Source organism: Pseudoalteromonas sp. HM-SA03 (assembly GCF_002289345.1).
GTDB lineage: Bacteria > Pseudomonadota > Gammaproteobacteria > Enterobacterales > Alteromonadaceae > Pseudoalteromonas.
In genome coordinates this window covers 1-17,803 of sequence record NZ_NSDG01000034.1, presented here as the reverse complement: position 1 = coordinate 17,803, position 17,803 = coordinate 1, and the positions used below count along the sequence as shown (strand labels likewise).

The 17,803-nt window shown below is 41.1% G+C and carries 18 protein-coding genes and 1 pseudogene; 11 read left to right on the top strand and 8 right to left on the bottom strand.

Annotation, left to right across the window (positions count from 1 at the left end):
* Positions 1-364: 364 nt before the first annotated feature.
* Positions 365-577, top strand: coding sequence for a cold-shock protein (locus tag CKO50_RS07200; protein ID WP_010369631.1), 213 nt, complete (start codon positions 365-367; stop codon positions 575-577).
* A 57-nt stretch (positions 578-634) separates the two neighbouring features.
* Here the strand turns inward: CKO50_RS07200 and CKO50_RS07195 are convergent, their stop codons facing one another.
* Positions 635-883, bottom strand: coding sequence for a magnesium transporter (locus CKO50_RS07195; protein ID WP_095727596.1), 249 nt, complete (start codon positions 881-883; stop codon positions 635-637).
* Between the two features lie 270 nt (positions 884-1,153).
* On the opposite strand from CKO50_RS07195, the gene CKO50_RS24500 reads away from it, so the two are divergent.
* Both CKO50_RS24500 and CKO50_RS24495 read left to right on the top strand, forming a co-directional pair.
* Positions 1,154-1,597 (top strand): MBL fold metallo-hydrolase, encoded by a 444-nt coding sequence (locus CKO50_RS24500; RefSeq protein ID WP_255229453.1) that lies wholly within the window; start codon positions 1,154-1,156, stop codon positions 1,595-1,597.
* Positions 1,598-1,759: 162 nt separating this feature from the next.
* Positions 1,760-1,981 (top strand): hypothetical protein, encoded by a 222-nt coding sequence (locus tag CKO50_RS24495; protein ID WP_255229452.1) that lies wholly within the window; start codon positions 1,760-1,762, stop codon positions 1,979-1,981.
* Between the two features lie 295 nt (positions 1,982-2,276).
* Here the strand turns inward: CKO50_RS24495 and CKO50_RS07185 are convergent, their stop codons facing one another.
* A complete protein-coding gene (locus CKO50_RS07185) occupies positions 2,277-3,011 on the bottom strand; it encodes an ABC transporter substrate-binding protein (protein WP_255229451.1) in 735 nt (244 codons plus the stop codon).
* A 297-nt stretch (positions 3,012-3,308) separates the two neighbouring features.
* On the opposite strand from CKO50_RS07185, the pseudogene CKO50_RS07180 reads away from it, so the two are divergent.
* The 6 genes and pseudogenes from CKO50_RS07180 to arsJ all read left to right on the top strand — a co-directional run bounded on the left by CKO50_RS07180 (position 3,309) and on the right by arsJ (position 10,743).
* Positions 3,309-5,911, top strand: a pseudogene (locus CKO50_RS07180) (ExeM/NucH family extracellular endonuclease).
* A gap of 270 nt (positions 5,912-6,181) precedes the next feature.
* Positions 6,182-6,943 carry a metalloregulator ArsR/SmtB family transcription factor gene (locus tag CKO50_RS07175; protein ID WP_095727595.1) on the top strand — a complete coding sequence of 254 codons (762 nt, stop codon included), beginning with the start codon at positions 6,182-6,184 and terminating at the stop codon, positions 6,941-6,943.
* Positions 6,944-6,954: 11 nt separating this feature from the next.
* On the top strand, positions 6,955-7,977 hold the full coding sequence (gene arsB, locus CKO50_RS07170) for an ACR3 family arsenite efflux transporter (protein WP_095727594.1): 1,023 nt from the start codon (positions 6,955-6,957) through the stop codon (positions 7,975-7,977).
* Between the two features lie 17 nt (positions 7,978-7,994).
* Positions 7,995-8,489: a protein-tyrosine phosphatase family protein gene (locus CKO50_RS07165; RefSeq protein ID WP_255229450.1), complete on the top strand. Its 495-nt coding sequence runs from the start codon at positions 7,995-7,997 to the stop codon at positions 8,487-8,489.
* Positions 8,490-8,499: 10 nt separating this feature from the next.
* A complete protein-coding gene (locus CKO50_RS07160) occupies positions 8,500-9,510 on the top strand; it encodes an ArsJ-associated glyceraldehyde-3-phosphate dehydrogenase (protein WP_095727593.1) in 1,011 nt (336 codons plus the stop codon).
* A 9-nt stretch (positions 9,511-9,519) separates the two neighbouring features.
* Positions 9,520-10,743 (top strand): organoarsenical effux MFS transporter ArsJ, encoded by a 1,224-nt coding sequence (gene arsJ / locus CKO50_RS07155; protein WP_095727592.1) that lies wholly within the window; start codon positions 9,520-9,522, stop codon positions 10,741-10,743.
* 546 nt (positions 10,744-11,289) lie between these two features.
* On the opposite strand, the gene CKO50_RS07150 is transcribed toward arsJ, so the two are convergent.
* Positions 11,290-12,438 carry an MFS transporter gene (locus CKO50_RS07150; protein WP_095727591.1) on the bottom strand — a complete coding sequence of 383 codons (1,149 nt, stop codon included), beginning with the start codon at positions 12,436-12,438 and terminating at the stop codon, positions 11,290-11,292.
* A gap of 210 nt (positions 12,439-12,648) precedes the next feature.
* Between CKO50_RS07150 and CKO50_RS07145 the strand changes: the two genes are divergently transcribed.
* Positions 12,649-13,419: a DeoR/GlpR family DNA-binding transcription regulator gene (locus CKO50_RS07145; RefSeq protein ID WP_095727590.1), complete on the top strand. Its 771-nt coding sequence runs from the start codon at positions 12,649-12,651 to the stop codon at positions 13,417-13,419.
* A gap of 473 nt (positions 13,420-13,892) precedes the next feature.
* Here CKO50_RS07145 and CKO50_RS23940 read toward each other — a convergent pair whose 3' ends face one another.
* Both CKO50_RS23940 and CKO50_RS07135 read right to left on the bottom strand, forming a co-directional pair.
* Complete coding sequence (locus CKO50_RS23940) at positions 13,893-14,072, bottom strand: hypothetical protein (protein WP_069020479.1); 180 nt, start codon at positions 14,070-14,072, stop codon at positions 13,893-13,895.
* A gap of 130 nt (positions 14,073-14,202) precedes the next feature.
* The gene (locus tag CKO50_RS07135; protein ID WP_095727589.1) at positions 14,203-14,700 is read right to left on the bottom strand and encodes a GrpB family protein; all 498 of its coding nucleotides are present in this window, start codon (positions 14,698-14,700) and stop codon (positions 14,203-14,205) included.
* Between the two features lie 334 nt (positions 14,701-15,034).
* Here CKO50_RS07135 and CKO50_RS07130 point away from each other — a divergent pair, with 334 nt between their 5' ends.
* Positions 15,035-15,574 carry a hypothetical protein gene (locus tag CKO50_RS07130; RefSeq protein WP_095727588.1) on the top strand — a complete coding sequence of 180 codons (540 nt, stop codon included), beginning with the start codon at positions 15,035-15,037 and terminating at the stop codon, positions 15,572-15,574.
* A 222-nt stretch (positions 15,575-15,796) separates the two neighbouring features.
* Here the strand turns inward: CKO50_RS07130 and CKO50_RS07125 are convergent, their stop codons facing one another.
* The 3 genes from CKO50_RS07125 to CKO50_RS07115 form a co-directional block, all read right to left on the bottom strand.
* Positions 15,797-16,261: a GNAT family N-acetyltransferase gene (locus CKO50_RS07125; protein ID WP_095727587.1), complete on the bottom strand. Its 465-nt coding sequence runs from the start codon at positions 16,259-16,261 to the stop codon at positions 15,797-15,799.
* 63 nt (positions 16,262-16,324) lie between these two features.
* Positions 16,325-16,795: an energy transducer TonB gene (locus CKO50_RS07120; protein WP_095727586.1), complete on the bottom strand. Its 471-nt coding sequence runs from the start codon at positions 16,793-16,795 to the stop codon at positions 16,325-16,327.
* A gap of 130 nt (positions 16,796-16,925) precedes the next feature.
* Positions 16,926-17,465 (bottom strand): GNAT family N-acetyltransferase, encoded by a 540-nt coding sequence (locus CKO50_RS07115; RefSeq protein WP_095727601.1) that lies wholly within the window; start codon positions 17,463-17,465, stop codon positions 16,926-16,928.
* Positions 17,466-17,803 lie beyond the last annotated feature (338 nt).

The window sequence follows — 17,803 nt, the reverse complement described above, 5'->3', positions numbered from 1 at the left end:
TAAAGTTAGTAATGTTTTACAAGATTAATGTAGTGAGCCCTTCTATTCGATTAGGCAAACAAACACATACTTAAATTCGTCCATCCCAATCAAAGTTACACTAATTAAATCCACTCAAAATTTACTTTCGCTCACTTTTTAAACAAAAAGTTGCAAACTTCATTGGACAGCGCCGTAAGAACGCTATACTATATGCAGGCTTTAGATACTTAGAGCACTTACTACTGCTGCACTGTTTTTTCTTGATACTCTTTTTTTTAAAAAGTCGTTTATAGATATACCAATGCGTTACTAGCTAAGTTTTATCTATCGCTTTATCGGTGATTTTCACCACACAATTAATTTTTTGAAAAAGGTTTCAATTATGTCTAACACAGTAAACGGCACAGTTAAGTGGTTCAACGAAGAGAAAGGTTTTGGTTTCATCACTCAAGAAAACGGCGGTAAAGACGTATTCGTACATTTCCGTGCTATCGTTTCTGACGGTTTCAAAACTTTAACTGAAGGCCAATCAGTGTCTTTCACAGTTGAAGAAGGCCAGAAAGGTCCTCAAGCAAGCAACGTAGTAGTTAACTAATACGTATTGCTCAGAGCTAGTGCCTGCACTAGCTCTACGAATTTTCCCACTTCTCACTTAGCCTTTCGGCAACATATCTGACAGTAACAACGCAATCCCCAAAAATGACATAAAACCCGCTATATCTGTAATTGTCGTAAGTACAATTGATGAAGATTGCGCAGGATCGAGTCCAAATTTTTTCAATGCTATTGGTACAATAGCGCCTGAGCTTCCCGCAATAACAAGAGACGATATCACCGCCAGTGCAAGACCGAGTGATTGACTGATGAACGATAATTTGAAGCTTAAAGAAGCGAGGTTCATAAGGTGACATGCTTGCTTACACTTTAAGCAGCGTAAGCGCTTGAACTCATTTTGGAGAGAATGTTAGTTTCGACTGAACCTTTGAAGTGAACAGCTTCAAGTACTGATATAAATAATAACAACAATATGGATAAACGATGCTAAATCGAATCAAATCAGGGCTCATGATTGTTGGGTTCTTCTGCGCTCACGTCAGTGCACAATCTCAACCTTTTGATTTAGAAGCTATCTCGGCCTCAAAGAATGTCTATAGCGTAATCTCTCCTTTTTATGGCAGACCAACGGTCTGAGAATAAAGGGTGGAACTCTAACAGTCACTTTATCGTTACGACTCAAGGTGTGTTAGTGTTTGATTCTGGTTCATCGGAGCACATTGGTAGCGCTATTATCGCAGCAGTTAAACGCGTAACTGAACAACCAATTCGCTGGGTAGTCAACTCTCATTGCCATGCCGATCATTGGCTTGGCAATGGCGCTTTTGCAGAACTCGGGGTAGAGCTTATCTCAACCTCTTTATCCGCAAAGACGATGAGAAGCGACGGACCAGTTGATGTTAAGACATTTTTTAATATGACTGAAGGCGCAACGGGTGAGAGCACACTCGCCATACCTACCTCAACCATTTTACATCAACAAGCTCGTACTTTTGGTGATACTGAAGTCAAATTTGTGCTCGCCAACGATGGTCATTCACCAGGTGATGTTATGCTTTAGCTACCCAAACAACGCATTCTAATTGGAGATGACATAGTAAACTCCAACTTTATGCCCATCATGACACCTAGAGGTAACATTACCAAGCTCATTTCTATACTCAAAGAAGTAGAACAATTAAACCCTCTCTTAGTACTAACCGGACACGGGGAAAATACCTCGGTGAAATCAGTTTCTAGAGATATTCAATTTTTAACTTTTGTCTGGAATGCAGTACATGAGTCGCTAGCAAAAGGTACAACGCCAGCGAGGATACAAGCATCATTACCAGCTACATTGCGTATAAAATTCGGCAAAGCGTATCAAGATTTTGATACCAGTATTTCGTACCTACTGGAAATGATGATAGATAAGCAGCGACTTCAGTTTGCCCCAATTACATAGATAAGAAATATAACAACAGAGGAGGTTGGCGATTATTATATTTGTTTAATTGTTTCCAATGATACTAAGACCAGCAAGCAGTGCCTCGCCATTACAGTTAAAAACGTCAATGACGTCCTGTAGTCGCAACGAATAGAGATTTAACGCTTGATGTAGGTACAAAAATAAGCATCATGAGCGCTGTTTGCAATCGATGTGGGTGGTAACAGTACAGGTTTAACTTATACGGTAACTACCTTACCAAGTCACGGAAATCTCTTTGTAGGTGCTAACAGGAGCGTGTATGCTCGGTTATTCAGCCATCTAATTGATACTTTTTAAGAATTCCCTGATAAATACCATTCGTATTAAGTTGTATCAAACCCTTATTGAACAGCTCAATTATTTCGATTGCATTCGGATGAGATTTGCTAACGCCAATATGAAGCGGCCATTGTGCTATGGTCGGTTGATGTACTTTGAAGCTGCGAAATTCAGCGTGTTGAGATTGTAAATACACAAAAGCAAGCTCGTCGCTTACTACAGCATCTACTCGCGCTTTATTGAGAAGCGACAAACAGGAAGTCAAGTTGGTGAGCTTTTCTAAGCGAATTTGTGGGATCTGAGCGAGTGCAATTTCAGAACGAAAGCCCCGAATAGCGCATACGCTTAGCCCTTTAAGATCATTCAGCTCTTTAAAATGAATGGCTGGCTCTATACGTGAAATAAGTACCAGTCGGTTACTGTAATAAGCTTTGCTAAAAATAAAACGTTTATCGCGACTGTCCGAACGCCATAATGCGGGTATAATATCGACCTGCCCTTTCTCTACCATTCGCATGGCACGACTGAAAGGCGTAATAAGCATTTCAAAATCTTGATTCTCTGCCTTAAATGCCGCACGAACTAAATCGACAGTAAAACCAGAACCTTCATCAATAACATAGGGAGGCCAAACATTATGCGCCCCCACTATGGCATCATTTGCAGATGATGTGCACGACAGGGCAATAAGCAGGAGACATGACTGTTTTAAACTTTTTATCGCCATCTCCACTCTCTCCCGCCTTTACCTTCAAACTAAGTTGGCTGCCAACTTTGCTATAAATATTTGCCCCGATCCTAATTGAGTATAGCGCAACCGTTGCATCACGAAATATACACATATTTGAACACTAACAACGCTTGAATATGACATAAAATTCAACGACTTTTGTCCTTCAGCACACCATTTACTGTAAACCAATGTAAACAAATAGTGAAGTTTAATTGAATTGTCATCAATAGCGCTTAGAATACTGCGTCCGAATAAAAATTCGGATAATTCTAATACACGGGAAAATAAAAAATGATTAAAAAATCTATCCTAGCTTCAGCTATTGCATTAGCTTGCCTAAATGCACAAGCAGAGGTGATTATCTCTGAATATGTTGAAGGTAGCAGTTATAACAAAGCCATTGAGCTCTACAATGGTAGTGATGAAGCTGTCAGTCTAACTGGTTACTCTGTCAATTTCTTCTTTAATGGCGCAACAGAAGCGCGCACGAATATAGAACTAAGTGGTGAACTTGCGGCTAAATCAACTTATGTTATTGCTCATGCTGACTCCGCAGCAGAGATCATCTCAAAGGCACAGTTAACAAACACAAGTAGCTGGTTTAATGGTGATGACGCCGTGACGCTTACCCTCAATGGTGCAGTTGTCGATAGCCTTGGTCAGGTTGGTGTCGACCCAGGTAGTGAATGGATTGATGGCGATATTAGAACAAAAGATAAAACGCTTGTCAGAGATCCTGCAATAACAACCGGCCGCACAGATGCAACTTCTGCATTTGTTGGCGCTGGACANTTGTACTTGCTAAAGACGATTTTAGCAACCTAGGTATCCACATGAATGGCGGTGACGTACCCGAGCCAGAGCCTGTTATCTGTGGCGAAAATAATACCTTGATCAGTGCCATTCAGGGCGCTGGCGATGCAAGTCCATTGGCTGGAGAAACGGTTGAGGTTCAAGCTGTTGTCACTGCAAGCCTACAATCAAATGCAGGGCTTGGCGGCTTCTTCATTCAAGAAGAAAGCACTGACTATGATGCTGATAGCAATACGTCCGAAGGTATTTTTGTCGTATATACTGCAACACCAGTGAGCACAGGCGATGTGGTTAAATTACGTGGTAAAGTTGAAGAGAAGTATGGTCAAACCCAACTTATTAACGTCGACGCAGTCGAGCTATGTGGTTCTGCAACGGCTTCAGCGACTAGCGTTACTTTACCTGCAGAGAATGGTCTTGAAGCCTACGAAGGCATGTTGGTTTCGATTTCAAATGAGTTGGTCGTTAATGATACATACGGACTTGCACGTTACGGCGAAGTACGCTTAGGTACTGAACGTTTGTACCAAAGCACTCAAGTTGCAACTCCTGGTGACGCAGCAAACCAGCTAGAAGCTGAAAACAAGCGCAAAGAAATTTTACTTGATGATGGTTCATCAGTACAAAACCCTGAGGTTATTCCTTACCCATCACCCACACTTGATGCCTATAACACCTTACGACTGGGCGATTCTGTGACGGGCCTTGAGGGTGTAATGGGATATGGTTATAGCCAATACCGTATTCACCCAACATCAACACCAAACTTTGTTCATACTAATCTACGTACAGAAGCACCTCAGGTAGAAGTGCGTGGAGATTTACGTATTGCTAGCTTCAACGTATTAAACTACTTCAATGGTGACGGTCAAGGTGCAGGTTTCCCAACCTCACGAGGAGCTGACAATCTAGAAGAGTTTGAACGTCAAAAAGCAAAAACGGTTGCTGCTATTTCGGCGCTCGATGCCGATATCATCGGTCTACTTGAAGTAGAAAACGATGGCTTTGGTGAGTTTAGTGCGATTGCCGACCTCGTTAACGCTTTAAATGCGACAGACTCTGCTAACACTTACGCATTTGTAAACCTAAATGTTGACCAAGTGGGTGGGGATGCAATTACATCCGGTATCATTTATCGTAGTAACAAAGTAGCTGAAGTAGGCACGCCTGCATTTACCGAAGCCGTACCATTTGATTACGGTAACCGTCCTCCTGTCGTACAAACTTTCAAAGAGGCAAACGGCGAAGAAATCTTCACTGTGGTAATGGCTCACTTACGCTCTAAAGGCAGTTGTTCAAAAGCTGAGGGCTTAGATCAAGACCAAAATGACGGTCAAGGTTGTTGGAACCAAACTCGAGTCACTGCGGTTAATACCCTAGCGACTTGGCTTGGCACAAATCCGACAGGAGTTGCAGAAGATGATGTGATTATTCTGGGTGACATGAATGCTTACGCTCAGGAAGATCCAATCAACACCTATGTCGAGAATGGTTATGCCAACATCAAGCAAACGCTTCATGGCAATAGCTTAGATTATTCATACGTGTATCAAGGACGTATCGGTAGCCTAGATCACGCCTTTGCTTCAAACACGATGATGGAGAAAGTAAAGTCAGTAACGGATTGGCATATCAATGCTGACGAACCCGTTGCGCTAGATTACAACACTGAGTACAAGTCAGATACTCACAAAGCAAGTCTTTACGCAACACACGCTTATCGCGCATCGGATCATGACCCTGTGGTTATCGACCTTAACCTTGCTAAAGAGCCGACGATTATTGAAGGCGAGTTTACAGGCCTTGCAGGTTGGTTCTGGTGGCAACATCGCTCAATCGAGCTACCAGCGGGCTTTGATAAACTAGAAGTATCAATCACAGGTCAAGGCGAAGCAGACCTATATGTGCGCCATAAGAAAATGCCAAACTTCTTCAAGTACGACTGTCGTCCATACCTTTGGGGGAGTGAAGAAAGCTGTGTATTTGACGAGCCTGCAGAAGGTAAATGGAATTTCCGCCTACGCGGCCTATTCCCTTACTACAATGTAACTATCAAATATAAAGCGACAAAAGCGAATTAATTGCTGCTTTAACGTAAAACCCAAGAGTTTGGGCTCTTGGGTTTTTACCTATCCACACTTGCCGACTAACAGAACCCACAAAACTCCGACTTTAAACAAAGTAACCAGACCTTGGCGGTAGCAGAACGCGAGAGCGGTGCGACTAACGCCATTCCCGTGCTTAAAAATCGCTCACTTACCTAATGCAATCGGCATTACTTTTTAAAGATTACGGTTGATTAAATTACATAACAAAATTATTATATAATAAATTTATTATGTGGAACACTTATGAAAATTCTCTTCTTATGCTCAGAAAATTCAGCCAGATCCATCATGGCTGAGGCATTGCTAAAACATCATGGAAAAGGTGAGTACGAGGTCTACAGCGCGGGGACTGAGCCACATAGTGTTGATAATCGAACTCTGTTAGCCATTGAACACTTTGGATTAAGTACCGACGGCTTACGCTCAAAGCACCTCAATGAAGTTTCCAATATCCATTTCGATTTTGTTATTACCCTGTGTGATAAAGCTGCTAAAGAGTGTGATAGCAGAGTCAATGGTACAAATTGCCTTGCTTGGGACTTCCCTGAGCCTCGCTCACGTCCAGAAGCCAACCCGTTTGAAAAAACACTGCAAGAATTAAACGAGCGGATCAAAATGTTTTTGCTCATAAACGATAAGCAAAAACCTGCACCAATCACACCGACAACTTTTTACAAAGCACTTGCAGACGATATTCGCCTAAAAACACTACTAATAATTGCTGTAGAAAAGGAAGTTTGCGTCTGTGAACTGATGGTAGCACTAGATGAAGAAAGCCAGCCTAAAGTATCTCGTCACCTTGCACAGCTCAGAAAAACTGGAATTCTATCCGATAGAAAACACCAGCAATGGGTGTTTTACTCGCTCAACCCAACGCTACCTAAATGGATGAAACAAACAATTACTGCCACGGTAGTAAATGAGCCGATTTTTATTGAACAAGAGCTAGCTAGATTGAACACAATGGGTGATAGGCCAACGCGGGTCGCAAGCTGCTGTAACTAGGGAGACTGTTAATGGGCATTTTTGAACGTTATTTATCTGTGTGGGTTGCAGTATCTATTACTGTGGGCGTCGTCCTTGGGGTTATTTACCCTACTCTCTTTGAAGCTGTGGCGACGCTTGAAGTTGCTCATGTTAACGTGGTTGTGGCGGTATTCATCTGGGTGATGATATACCCCATGATGGTACAAATAGATTTTTCAACCATCAAAGAAGTGGGTAAAAACCCACAGGGACTAGTATTAACTTTAGTGATTAACTGGCTTATCAAACCCTTTTCTATGGCGGCATTAGGATGGTTGTTCTTTGAAGGGTTGTTTGTCAACTTCGTGTCTCCAGAAACAGCTCAAGAATACATCGCAGGCATGATATTACTTGGCGTAGCGCCATGTACGGCCATGGTGTTTGTCTGGTCGCAGTTAACCAAAGGTGATGCAAATTACACCTTGGTTCAAGTTTCAGTTAACGACATCGTTATGATTTTTGCATTTGCCCCAATTGCAGGTTTATTGCTCGGAGTAACTAATATTCATGTGCCTTGGGGAACTCTGTTTATCTCCGTTTTACTGTATGTGTTGCTGCCTTTGGTCGCAGGTATAATGACTAGAAAAAGCCTTAATAGCTCAGGTCGTGATGAAACCGCTATCGCAGCCTTGCTGGAGAAGCTCAAACCCTTTTCTATCATTGGATTACTTTCAACAGTAGTACTCTTATTTGGGTTTCAGGCGAACACCATTTTAGACCAGCCACTCAATATCTTGCTAATTGCAATCCCGCTTATTCTGCAAACCTACGGCATCTTCATAATTACTTATTTTATCGCGGTAAAAATCAAGCTGAAGCACAATATTGCAGCTCCCGCCTGTTTGATTGGAACATCAAATTTCTTTGAGTTGGCAGTAGCGGTAGCCATTTCTCTTTTTGGTCTACATTCTGGTGCAGCATTAGCTACTGTAGTGGGCGTACTTGTCGAAGTCCCCGTCATGTTGTCTCTTGTTGCGATAGTGAATAGAACAACACATTGGTTCAATGAATAGTAATTAGAAGGTTACTTATGCACACTCATCCATATGACAAATTGACACTTGATAACGGAGCTAGCTTGATTTTTACCCCTTGCCCCGGCACAAAGGGCGTTGATTTGACCTCGTCGATACAACAATTGAAAGCAGCTGGAGCACAAGCCATCGTCACCTTAATGTATGACGCTGAAATGAAGAACAACCAAGCTAACGACCTTCCAATTGTATGTAACAAGCACAGCGTACAGTGGTTTCAGTTACCCATTCCCGATGACGATGCACCTAATGAGGTGTTCGCCACTGCTTACAAGTCGCATATTAGTTGCATGCTATCTATTTTGCGCAATCAAGGCACAGTTGTGGTGCATTGCAAAGGCGGCTCTGGTCGCACTGGTTTAATCATTGGAATACTAATGTATGAACTAAGCTACAAAAAGGCAGAGATCCTTAGCTTGATAAAAAAGTACGCCCAAAAGCATTCTCTCACCCAGCACAACTTTCATTTTTCAATGAGTTTCAAAAAGTAGGAGCTTAACAATGACAATAAAAATTGGTATTAACGGTTTTGGCCGCATGGGGCGCTTAACACTCAGAGCGGCTTTTGCTTGGCAAGACTTAGAATTTGTGCAAGTTAACGACCCTGCAGGCGACGCAAAAACGTTAGCGCACTTATTAAAATACGACTCTGTGCATGGCACTTGGTCGCATGATGTATCTCATGATAACAATAATGTGATTATTGATGGGCAAGCCATTCGTGTGACACAAAACAAAGCGATTAGTGAGACTGACTGGTCTGACTGTGATTTGGTCATTGAAGCCTCCGGAAAAATGAAAAAAACGGAGCTACTACAAGCCTACTTAGACCAAGGTGTGAAAAAAGTTGTGGTTACAGCACCTGTAAAAGAAGAAGGCGTACTCAATGTAGTAATGGGAGTAAACGATCATCTGTATGATGCTAAGCAACATGCCATCGTAACTGCTGCTTCTTGCACCACAAACTGCCTTGCGCCAGTGGTAAAGGTATTACAGGACAGCATTGGTATTAAACATGGCTCAATGACGACTATTCACGATATTACTAACACCCAAACCATTCTAGATGCCCCACATAAAGATTTACGTAGAGCACGTGCATGTGGCATGAGTCTGATCCCTACAACCACAGGCTCAGCAACAGCTATCACTCATATTTTCCCTGAATTAAAAGGTAAGTTAAATGGTCATGCAGTGCGCGTACCTCTGGCGAATGCATCAATCACTGACTGTGTATTTGAAGTCGAGCGCCCAACAACTGACACTGAAATTAACGGGTGGATGAAGGCCGCCGCAGAAAGCGAGTTAAACGGTATTCTTGGCTATGAAGAAAAGCCACTTGTGTCAATCGACTATAAAACCGACCCTCGCTCTAGCATTGTCGATGCGCTATCAACAATGGTAGTCAACGGTACTCAAGTGAAGCTGTATATTTGGTATGACAACGAATGGGGATACGCGAACAGAACTGCGGAACTGGCTCGCAAAGTTGGCCTCTCCATTAAAGGGTAATGTAACACTATGAAGCCCTTGGCATCATTATCAGACGATATTAAGCAGTATCTCGTTGTAACTGGCAACTATTGGGCGTTTACCTTAACTGATGGCGCGCTACGCATGTTAGTCGTGCTTCATTTTTATGCCTTAGACTACAGCCCGCTTAATATAGCGATGCTGTTCTTGTTTTATGAAATCTTTGGCGTTGTCACTAACTTAGTCGGCGGCTTTTTAGGTGCTCGCTTAGGGTTAAATAAAACCATGAACATTGGCTTAGCGATTCAAATTATCGCTTTGTTGATGTTGGCCGTTCCGGCTGAATGGTTAACCGTCGTGTATGTGATGATTGCGCAAGCGCTCTCAGGCATTGCCAAAGACTTAAACAAAATGAGCGCCAAAAGCTCGATTAAAATGCTGGTTGCCTCAGGACAAGAAGGCACGTTGTTTAAATGGGTTGCAGTATTAACAGGTTCTAAAAATGCCCTGAAAGGTGTTGGCTTTTTCTTAGGTGGCCTGCTGCTAACTTGGTTGTCGTTTAAAGGTGCGATGTTGCTGATGTCAGGTGTGTTAGCGCTTGTGTGGTGTTACAGCCTATATGCATTGAAAAATGACTTAGGTAAAGCCAAGCACAAACCTAAATTTACCGACATTTTTTCAAAGAGTTGTTCTATCAATATTTTATCGGCTGCACGGCTGTTTTTGTTTGGCGCTCGTGATGTTTGGTTTGTCGTTGCACTGCCTGTATTTTTATCCCAAGCCTTTGCATGGGATCACTGGACAGTAGGTGGCTTTTTGGCCCTCTGGGTAATTGGTTATGGTATTGTACAATCTATGGCACCCAAGCTTGTGCAGTTCAAAGAACATGTTTCACCTGCTGTAGAAACGGTAAAGTGGGCAGGCTTACTGGCCTTGGTTACATTAAGTATCGCCCTATCGCTGTTTTTTAATTGGGAAGTAAAAATATTACTTATTGTTGGTTTAATGATCTTCGGTGTGTTGTTCGCAATTAACTCTTCATTGCACAGTTATTTAATTGTTAGTATGGCAGATGCTGACGGCGTTTCCCTAGATGTTGGCTTTTACTACATGGCGAATGCAATGGGACGTTTGATAGGCACCGTTTTATCAGGTTGGATTTTCCAGCTATACGGTTTGGCAGCTTGCTTAGCGATCTCATTTGTCTTTATTGCCTTGGCGGGACTAATTTCGAGTAAGTTACCAGCAACAACGACTAACATAAGCCAATAACAAGATTGCCCGCGCTCCTTTGATATACAACTGTCACAGGAGCGTATCGCCTTTCTACTTAACCTGAGGTTTGGATAAGAAATGAGCTAACTAATTGTTTTTAAACATACATTAAATTATTTCCTTATCTAACCAGAGAGTTTTAGGGATAACTAGACGAATTTACGCACCAATAGCTGGCTATTGGAAGTGAATTCAACGCAGTTAGCGCAAAAACTGGCTGCTAGAAAGGCATTAATTATCCGAAGCTCAGGTTACTTAAGCTTTTTGTTTGATATTTATTTCACATGAGCAACAAGCGGGATGTTTAGTAGCTCATATCTAATTGCTCCTACAGCTTAGATAGGTTCAGACTTCACCTGACCGGCTGTTATCAGCGAAGAGTGGACGGCCGGACAAACTCATATTTGGACAGAAATGATTCAAAACTGAAGAGAGCCAAATTTCTTTTAGCTGTAACACAAGACTTGCCCAAAGCCATATGCTTACTCTCAACCAGCCAATTCGGTGCTTAAATTGGCTGAAGTTTAAATTATTAAAGATAACTTAAACGCGAGTAACTTTTACGAAAAAGGAAAGCATGGTTGCTATGGCAATTAAAATTGCAATTACGACTAACGCTGCTGCAAGTGATGTGAAATGTGCAATTTGTCCCACGCTTGCAGGCCCCATTAATACACCAACATAGCCAAGTGTAGTCACCGCTGGAATTGCAGTTGCCTGTGACATATAAGTTTGCTTACCTGCCGCAGAAAACATAATAGGAACAACGTTGGCACAGCCGATTCCCATTAGTACATAACCAAATAGCGCAAGGTAAAAGTTCATAGGTGCAATAGCTATGAGAAGCCCAAGGCTTGCTGTTAAGCCACTAATAGTAAGTACAACTCTTTGTCCAAAATGAGTAATAATTCGATCACCAAACAACCTACCCAATGTCATTGTGATTGAGAAGCTGAATATCCCCAAGGCCGCCATTCCAGTAGATGCATTTTGGTAATCCATTAAATAAATACCACTCCAATCTAGAACGGTTCCTTCGGCTAAAAACATCGCAAAACAAATAACACCTATCAATACAACAGGTCCTTTTGGTAAAGCAAATGCTGGTCCTTCGGTTTGGCTTGCAAACGGTAGTAAATCCCCCCTAGCAATCAGCAAACATAGTAAAACAACCAAAGCCATCGCCAAACAAATTTCGAATGCAGAGAAAGCTGCAATCAATAGCACAGCAACAGCACCTGCTCCAACAATACCACCTAAGCTATAAAAGCCGTGAAAACCAGACATTAAAGACATTTTCGAACGCTCTTCAACTAAAACAGCTTGAATGTTCATTACACAATCAGTTGTCCCGATAGATAGACCAAAAATAACGAGTAAAACGGCCAAACTAACAACACTATTGACTAAGGCGAAAAAAGGTAAGCAAACAACAATCAATATGGCCGAGGCCTGCAAGATTCGCTTACAACCATATTTAATAGCGAGCGCTCCAGAAATTGGCATTGCGAATATTGCACCTGCGCCAAGACATAATAACAAAAAACCTAAAGTACTCTCATCTATACCTACATGCGCTTTTATAATAGGGATAAGTGAGGCCCATGTTGCAGTGGCTAAGCCCGCACACAAAAATAGTAATCTTGTAGCTAAAACTTCTCGTTTATTGAATGGACAGTTTTTTAACGACATTGAATAAAACCTTTCATAAAACATCACAATCGAGCATACCATTGAAGTATTTTGAGTTAAATATAGCCTAATCATTGCAGAAAACGACTTACCTAAGGTTGTTACGCTGCTAAGTAATCTGCTGCTAACATTAAATAAATCATAAAGTTGCCAAAAGAATCACTCAATGCTACATTAACACCATTCACGTATGCTCAATTATGATTCATTATGCTCGATTATGCTTCATTCCCAAATCAGAGGCAAGCACTGATCAAAGATCATTTACAACAAACAGGCCGAGTTGTGTGCGTTCAACTTGCCAAACAACTCAATGTTTCAGAACACACGATCCGTCGAGATTTACAGGAATTAGCGAATCAAGGTATATGTAAAAAAGTCTACGGCGGTGCTGTTATTAATGCTAAAAGTGATGGTAGTTTAGTCCAGCGATTAGACTTAAATAATGATCGCAAACAGATCTTAGCAAAGGCTTGTATCCCTTATTTTAAAGAAAAAGCATTCATCTTTATTGATTCTGGAAGTACGAATTTAGCTATCGCAAAGATGATCCCGCAAAACCTTGCATTAACAGTTGTTACACATACACCATCGGTTGCAGTCGCATTACAATCCCATGAGTATTGTGATGTTGTTTTGTTGGGAGGAAAAATAAGCAAGCAACAGGGCGCTGCTGTTGGAACAAGTTCACTTAAACAACTACAAACTATGCACTTTGATTTAGCAATTCTAGGAGCTTGTGCAATCGATGTGGAAGTCGGAGTTTCTGCTTTTGATATTGAAGATGCTCAATTTAAACAAGCGATTGTAAAACAAAGTAATAATGTGCTAATTGCAGTAACTGAAGATAAATTATCTTCCGTTGCAAGACACAAAGTGACAGATTTAGATTCAATCTCAATACTAGTCACAGAAGAAAAAGTAAAAGAGGAAAAGCTAGCCGAATTTAGAAAAGTAGAATTACAACTTATACTTGCTTGATAGTAAATTACCTTCATTTTTTAAGTGAAAAAACAATGATTAATATCAACCTGAGCAATAACACACACTTTTACTCTATTCGTGTTGCACTCATTAAAATTAAAAAATAGAACTTAAATCATAAATCAATAACACCCACCTAATCCAATGCCCGCTTAGCAATAGTGTACTTTTGCTTTTGGGTATGATTGTGATAAGCGTACAGCTGACCACACCTAGAACTTAACTTTCCTAAAGTAAATGAAAGTAAGCACTATGGTAAAGGGAAACAATTAGCTTCCCTTTCTTTAAAAACAATTACATTTAGAAATTATACCAATTCGCTTAATTAAGTGATCTATTTTGAGGCAAAAAAACCTTGTCGATAACACGGCGAAAACTTTGCTATTTAGTTGTTCTAAATGAGGAATGTTTAACACAGTTAGCGTCAGATTTATTCCTTCAAATTGAGCAAGTATTAAGACTAATTGGTATTAGCATAAACCTATTTTTGTGCAGGTCTGCGTGCGTATAGGACACTCTTGTGCGTTAGTGATCAAAGGTGGCTGAATTGTTGTGTCACCACCGGCAATCATCGGTGTATATTTGTTATTAAGTGTCTTACTATTTACCGAAAGTTCTACAAGCTTACTTTTCTTGAGCTTAATTTTCATTTTTATATTCCTTATCAATGATTTTTTGATTTGCCAATCAACTTAAATAACTCATTCAAGAGACTGGTACTTTGAAGCTATCAGCTTACTCATGCTTGGTAAAGTAACACGGGGTGAATTTCGATCACAGTTAAGCTAATACTCGTTTAATAAACGGCCACTTTTGTTGGGTATATTGCTCGCGGTCATCTTTGTATTCTTGTGCTAACCTCTGCTTTAACACACTGTACTCAGCTCTTAAACCTGATGATGCTCTTAATTTATCCCTAAAAGAAATACGCTCTTGCCAAAGTAGGCTGTTGAAAGGAACAAGGTGTAAATGATGGGTTCTAAACTCAGGCGTTGGTTTGCAAAACCAGTGCATGACGTCAGCTTTATAGGGGTAATAACAATAACCGTGTTGAGTGAGCACTTGGATGGCTTCTTTTGACGCTATTAGCGACTTAACACCCACCATAATATCTATCACAGGCTTAGCAACCATACCAACCACAGCTGTACTACCCACATGCTCAATACCACCTTCAATCCAAGGGCATAGCAAAGGCGCTAACCTTAGCTTTTCATCTTGGAACATCCGTGGCCAATCTTGATTATATTTAGAAAGTGAAATAGCTTGGTCTGCCATTGGAAGGAGGATCCCATAGTTGCGTCAGGTTCGGTTTTTGACAGTATACAACTAAAGCAAAGCTTTACTCATCACTACCACATCAACGCCTCGATAAATGCACTATTGAAGTACGGGCTCGGGCTAACACGGGCTAACACTGACACGGGCTAACACTGACATCCACCATAATTTGTATTTATGTTATGGCGGGTGTCTGCCATTTGCAATCTAACGTATTGATTATTTTTGTATTTCTTGTAGTTGTAATGTTTGCTTTTTTTGGGTTTAATGCTTGCGATTAGAATTTGACAGGTGCTTGTAATGCCGCACCTTTATGTAGTGAGAAGTAAATATGTTTAAAACTATGGTTGTTGTTTGTTCTCTTTTTCTGTTTGGTTGCGCGCAATTGGCATATGATGCTAAAAAGCCTTTGCCTGAAGGACATGGCTTAGCTTTAGCCCGTTTTATTACCTCTGGCGATATTGGTAATGCTCAATTTATTACCCGAAATACACAAAAAATGCTAGACAACTACAGCTTCGTTCTAAAAGACACCCGGGAAAAGTTGATTGTTCTGCCACTGCCAGTGGGGACGCACGAAATTGACCAGGTGTTATATATGCAAGGATCCAAATTAGTTGATCCCGACTTAAACTGCCTTGGCACTTTTGATATAGCAGAAAATAGCCTCACCTATATCGGGGATATTCATTTTCATGTGAATGACTACGATAACTATATTTTATTTTCATCGCATCCTTGGAGAGTGCTGGTTAAAGAGAACTTCGAGCAAGCGCTTGAGGAGATAAAAACACGGCATCCGGAAATTGATACCAAATTTGCCATCAAAAGCGATGTGGTTGGCCCATTTTCATGTGAGCAAGATGAATAATACTAGGCTAACACTTACGCCCACCATAATTTGCATTTATGTTATGGTGGGTGTCTGCTATTTGCACTAAATTGTTTCTGTCCGAACACAAGTTGGATGAACGTCCGTTAAAGCAATTGGATTTAAAATAATAAGTTGCTGTTGAACGATCTAGTTTTGCACATATGAGACAGTCGAATTTTATTAAGCCTTATACCTGAGCGTACAATCTAGCTTGTTTAACTAAACTACTGTTTTGCTCATCACTACCACATCAACGCCTCGGTAATTGACGTTTTCGAGTGGTTGCCAGCCGAGTTTTCGATATAACCCACCCTCAGGATGCTCTGTTTGTAAATATAGCGTTTTGACACCAAATTTAATGGCTAATCGCTCTGCTTCTTTGACTAAACGTGACGCTAGTTTATTTCCACGATAGGGCTTATCCACATAAACGCCACCAATCCAGTGCTCTTTATCTGTGTAGATACTCATTTCATGAAATTTAAGCTGCACAGCTCCTGCGACTGTATCGCCATCAAGCGCAACGATTACACAAGGAATACATGAGTCGTTAAGGTAGTCTAAAAGCTTTTGCTCAAAACGCTCTACAGAAGCCTCTTCAACAATGCTCCCCCACTCGTCAAAGTACCACTTAGCAATAATTGGTATCAGCGCTTTGTGCTGCGCTAAAAGTTCAAATTCCATTTTAATTGCCTCAAATCATAAAAGCGCGGATACGTTCGCGCGCTATGCAGTAAAACGCTACGCTTAACGCCCCAGAATGGAGGTGAATTTACAGTGTTGCTTTGCTTCATCCAAATTTTTTTGCCCTTGAATTACAAAATAATCAAGCTTCGCATCGATTAATATAGCCTGACGCGCAGGGTTGTTATCATCGGGGATCCAACGCCACTTTTTAATAGCCTGAAGCGCGCTGATATCAAAAACGCCCTCGGGATAACTGCTGGTGATTTTATAGCTTCCCACTCTCCCATCTGGGGTTATACCTAACGTCAAAGAAACACATCCCGATATCCCATCTTTGGCCGCCTCTATTGGATATATGGGTTCTATCCGGCGTTTTTGAATCCAATAACCATCCGCTTGAGTTTTGATGGGTAAATGTCGCATATCTACATAGCGAATATGTTTTAGCTCTTCAGCTGTTAACGGCACAGAAGTGTTACTAGTTTGACATCCACAAAGTAGCAGCAACGCCAGAACGGTTATTCTTTTCATGACACATTTAATCCTTTAAAATCAAGTACTGTAATTCGTTCCCTTTTATAGGTCAAGCTTCATAAACTCAAGTTAGTTTCTATTTAACTGGAAGTTTAGAGCTAACTCATTGTTTTAAAAGCACCTTAAATTATTTCCTTATGTAACAACTCAGGTTATTTAATTGATAGATATAGATATCGTGCTTTTCACTGCCTATATCCAAAAAGGCTTTTAAACGCGTTTTGCGTTTCATCCCTAACTTGAGCATCAACCGCTGCGACTGCAGATTTTCAACGGCGCATATGGCCTGAATTGTATCTAAAGAGAGACTTTGAAAAGCCTCCTTTATCAGTGCTGTTGCGGCTTCTTCCCCATAACCCTTGCCAATTTCAGCCTCAGCTAATCGGAAACCAATCTCACCGACCCTTTTTCCTGCATCTACATATTTAAAAACGAGTTCACCAATAAGTTGAGCTTGTGACTTTTTAACGATCGCAAGGATCAAACGCTCATCGACCCCGCCTTTCCAAGGTTGGCAAGCTTGGATTACCCTCTCTTTTGCCAACTCGAGTGTGGCAGGCGCACCGATATATTTTGACGTATTCGGGTTTTTCCGATGGCTGTAAACCGCATCTAAGTCGTCCATTGTCATACGCCTTATGGTTAAACGTTCTGTTTCAAACTGCATTGTTATTTTTCCCAAACATAAGATCACATACATAGCCACCAGTCTCATAGATAAACGCTATGTAGCAGTGGTCCTGCATTTTATTACTCCTTACAAACCGGCATAAGGACAGTGCGTAAATGCCGCCAGGTTATAAACAGTAACAGCGCACAACCAAAAACGAGTGCCGCGAGGAAAATAAATGATCGGTTTAGCAATAGACTTTGATATTCATAAAAGAGCGCGTTTGGCCGTAATGACATTAGCAAATCACTGACACCCACCACTTAACTTGCACCTTCCTAAGATCCCGCCTAAGCTTTAATTCTGCACTCAAAGGATTGGGGAAACCAAACGAT

Excerpts from the sequence above, each read along its gene's own strand:
- CKO50_RS07185 (WP_255229451.1), bottom strand. The coding sequence starts at position 3,011 with ATGGCGATAAAAAGTTTAAAACAGTCATGTCTCCTGCTTATTGCCCTG.
- CKO50_RS24500 (WP_255229453.1), top strand. The coding sequence starts at position 1,154 with ATGGCAGACCAACGGTCTGAGAATAAAGGGTGGAACTCTAACAGTCAC.
- CKO50_RS23940 (WP_069020479.1), bottom strand. The coding sequence starts at position 14,072 with ATGAAAATTAAGCTCAAGAAAAGTAAGCTTGTAGAACTTTCGGTAAAT.
- CKO50_RS07130 (WP_095727588.1), top strand. The coding sequence starts at position 15,035 with ATGTTTAAAACTATGGTTGTTGTTTGTTCTCTTTTTCTGTTTGGTTGC.
- CKO50_RS07160 (WP_095727593.1), top strand. The coding sequence starts at position 8,500 with ATGACAATAAAAATTGGTATTAACGGTTTTGGCCGCATGGGGCGCTTA.
- CKO50_RS07115 (WP_095727601.1), bottom strand. The coding sequence starts at position 17,465 with ATGCAGTTTGAAACAGAACGTTTAACCATAAGGCGTATGACAATGGAC.
- CKO50_RS07165 (WP_255229450.1), top strand. The coding sequence starts at position 7,995 with ATGCACACTCATCCATATGACAAATTGACACTTGATAACGGAGCTAGC.
- CKO50_RS07145 (WP_095727590.1), top strand. The coding sequence starts at position 12,649 with ATGCTCGATTATGCTTCATTCCCAAATCAGAGGCAAGCACTGATCAAA.
- arsB (WP_095727594.1), top strand. The coding sequence starts at position 6,955 with ATGGGCATTTTTGAACGTTATTTATCTGTGTGGGTTGCAGTATCTATT.
- CKO50_RS07195 (WP_095727596.1), bottom strand. The coding sequence starts at position 883 with ATGAACCTCGCTTCTTTAAGCTTCAAATTATCGTTCATCAGTCAATCA.
- CKO50_RS07175 (WP_095727595.1), top strand. The coding sequence starts at position 6,182 with ATGAAAATTCTCTTCTTATGCTCAGAAAATTCAGCCAGATCCATCATG.
- CKO50_RS07150 (WP_095727591.1), bottom strand. The coding sequence starts at position 12,438 with ATGTCGTTAAAAAACTGTCCATTCAATAAACGAGAAGTTTTAGCTACA.
- CKO50_RS07120 (WP_095727586.1), bottom strand. The coding sequence starts at position 16,795 with ATGAAAAGAATAACCGTTCTGGCGTTGCTGCTACTTTGTGGATGTCAA.
- CKO50_RS07125 (WP_095727587.1), bottom strand. The coding sequence starts at position 16,261 with ATGGAATTTGAACTTTTAGCGCAGCACAAAGCGCTGATACCAATTATT.
- arsJ (WP_095727592.1), top strand. The coding sequence starts at position 9,520 with ATGAAGCCCTTGGCATCATTATCAGACGATATTAAGCAGTATCTCGTT.
- CKO50_RS07200 (WP_010369631.1), top strand. The coding sequence starts at position 365 with ATGTCTAACACAGTAAACGGCACAGTTAAGTGGTTCAACGAAGAGAAA.
- CKO50_RS07135 (WP_095727589.1), bottom strand. The coding sequence starts at position 14,700 with ATGGCAGACCAAGCTATTTCACTTTCTAAATATAATCAAGATTGGCCA.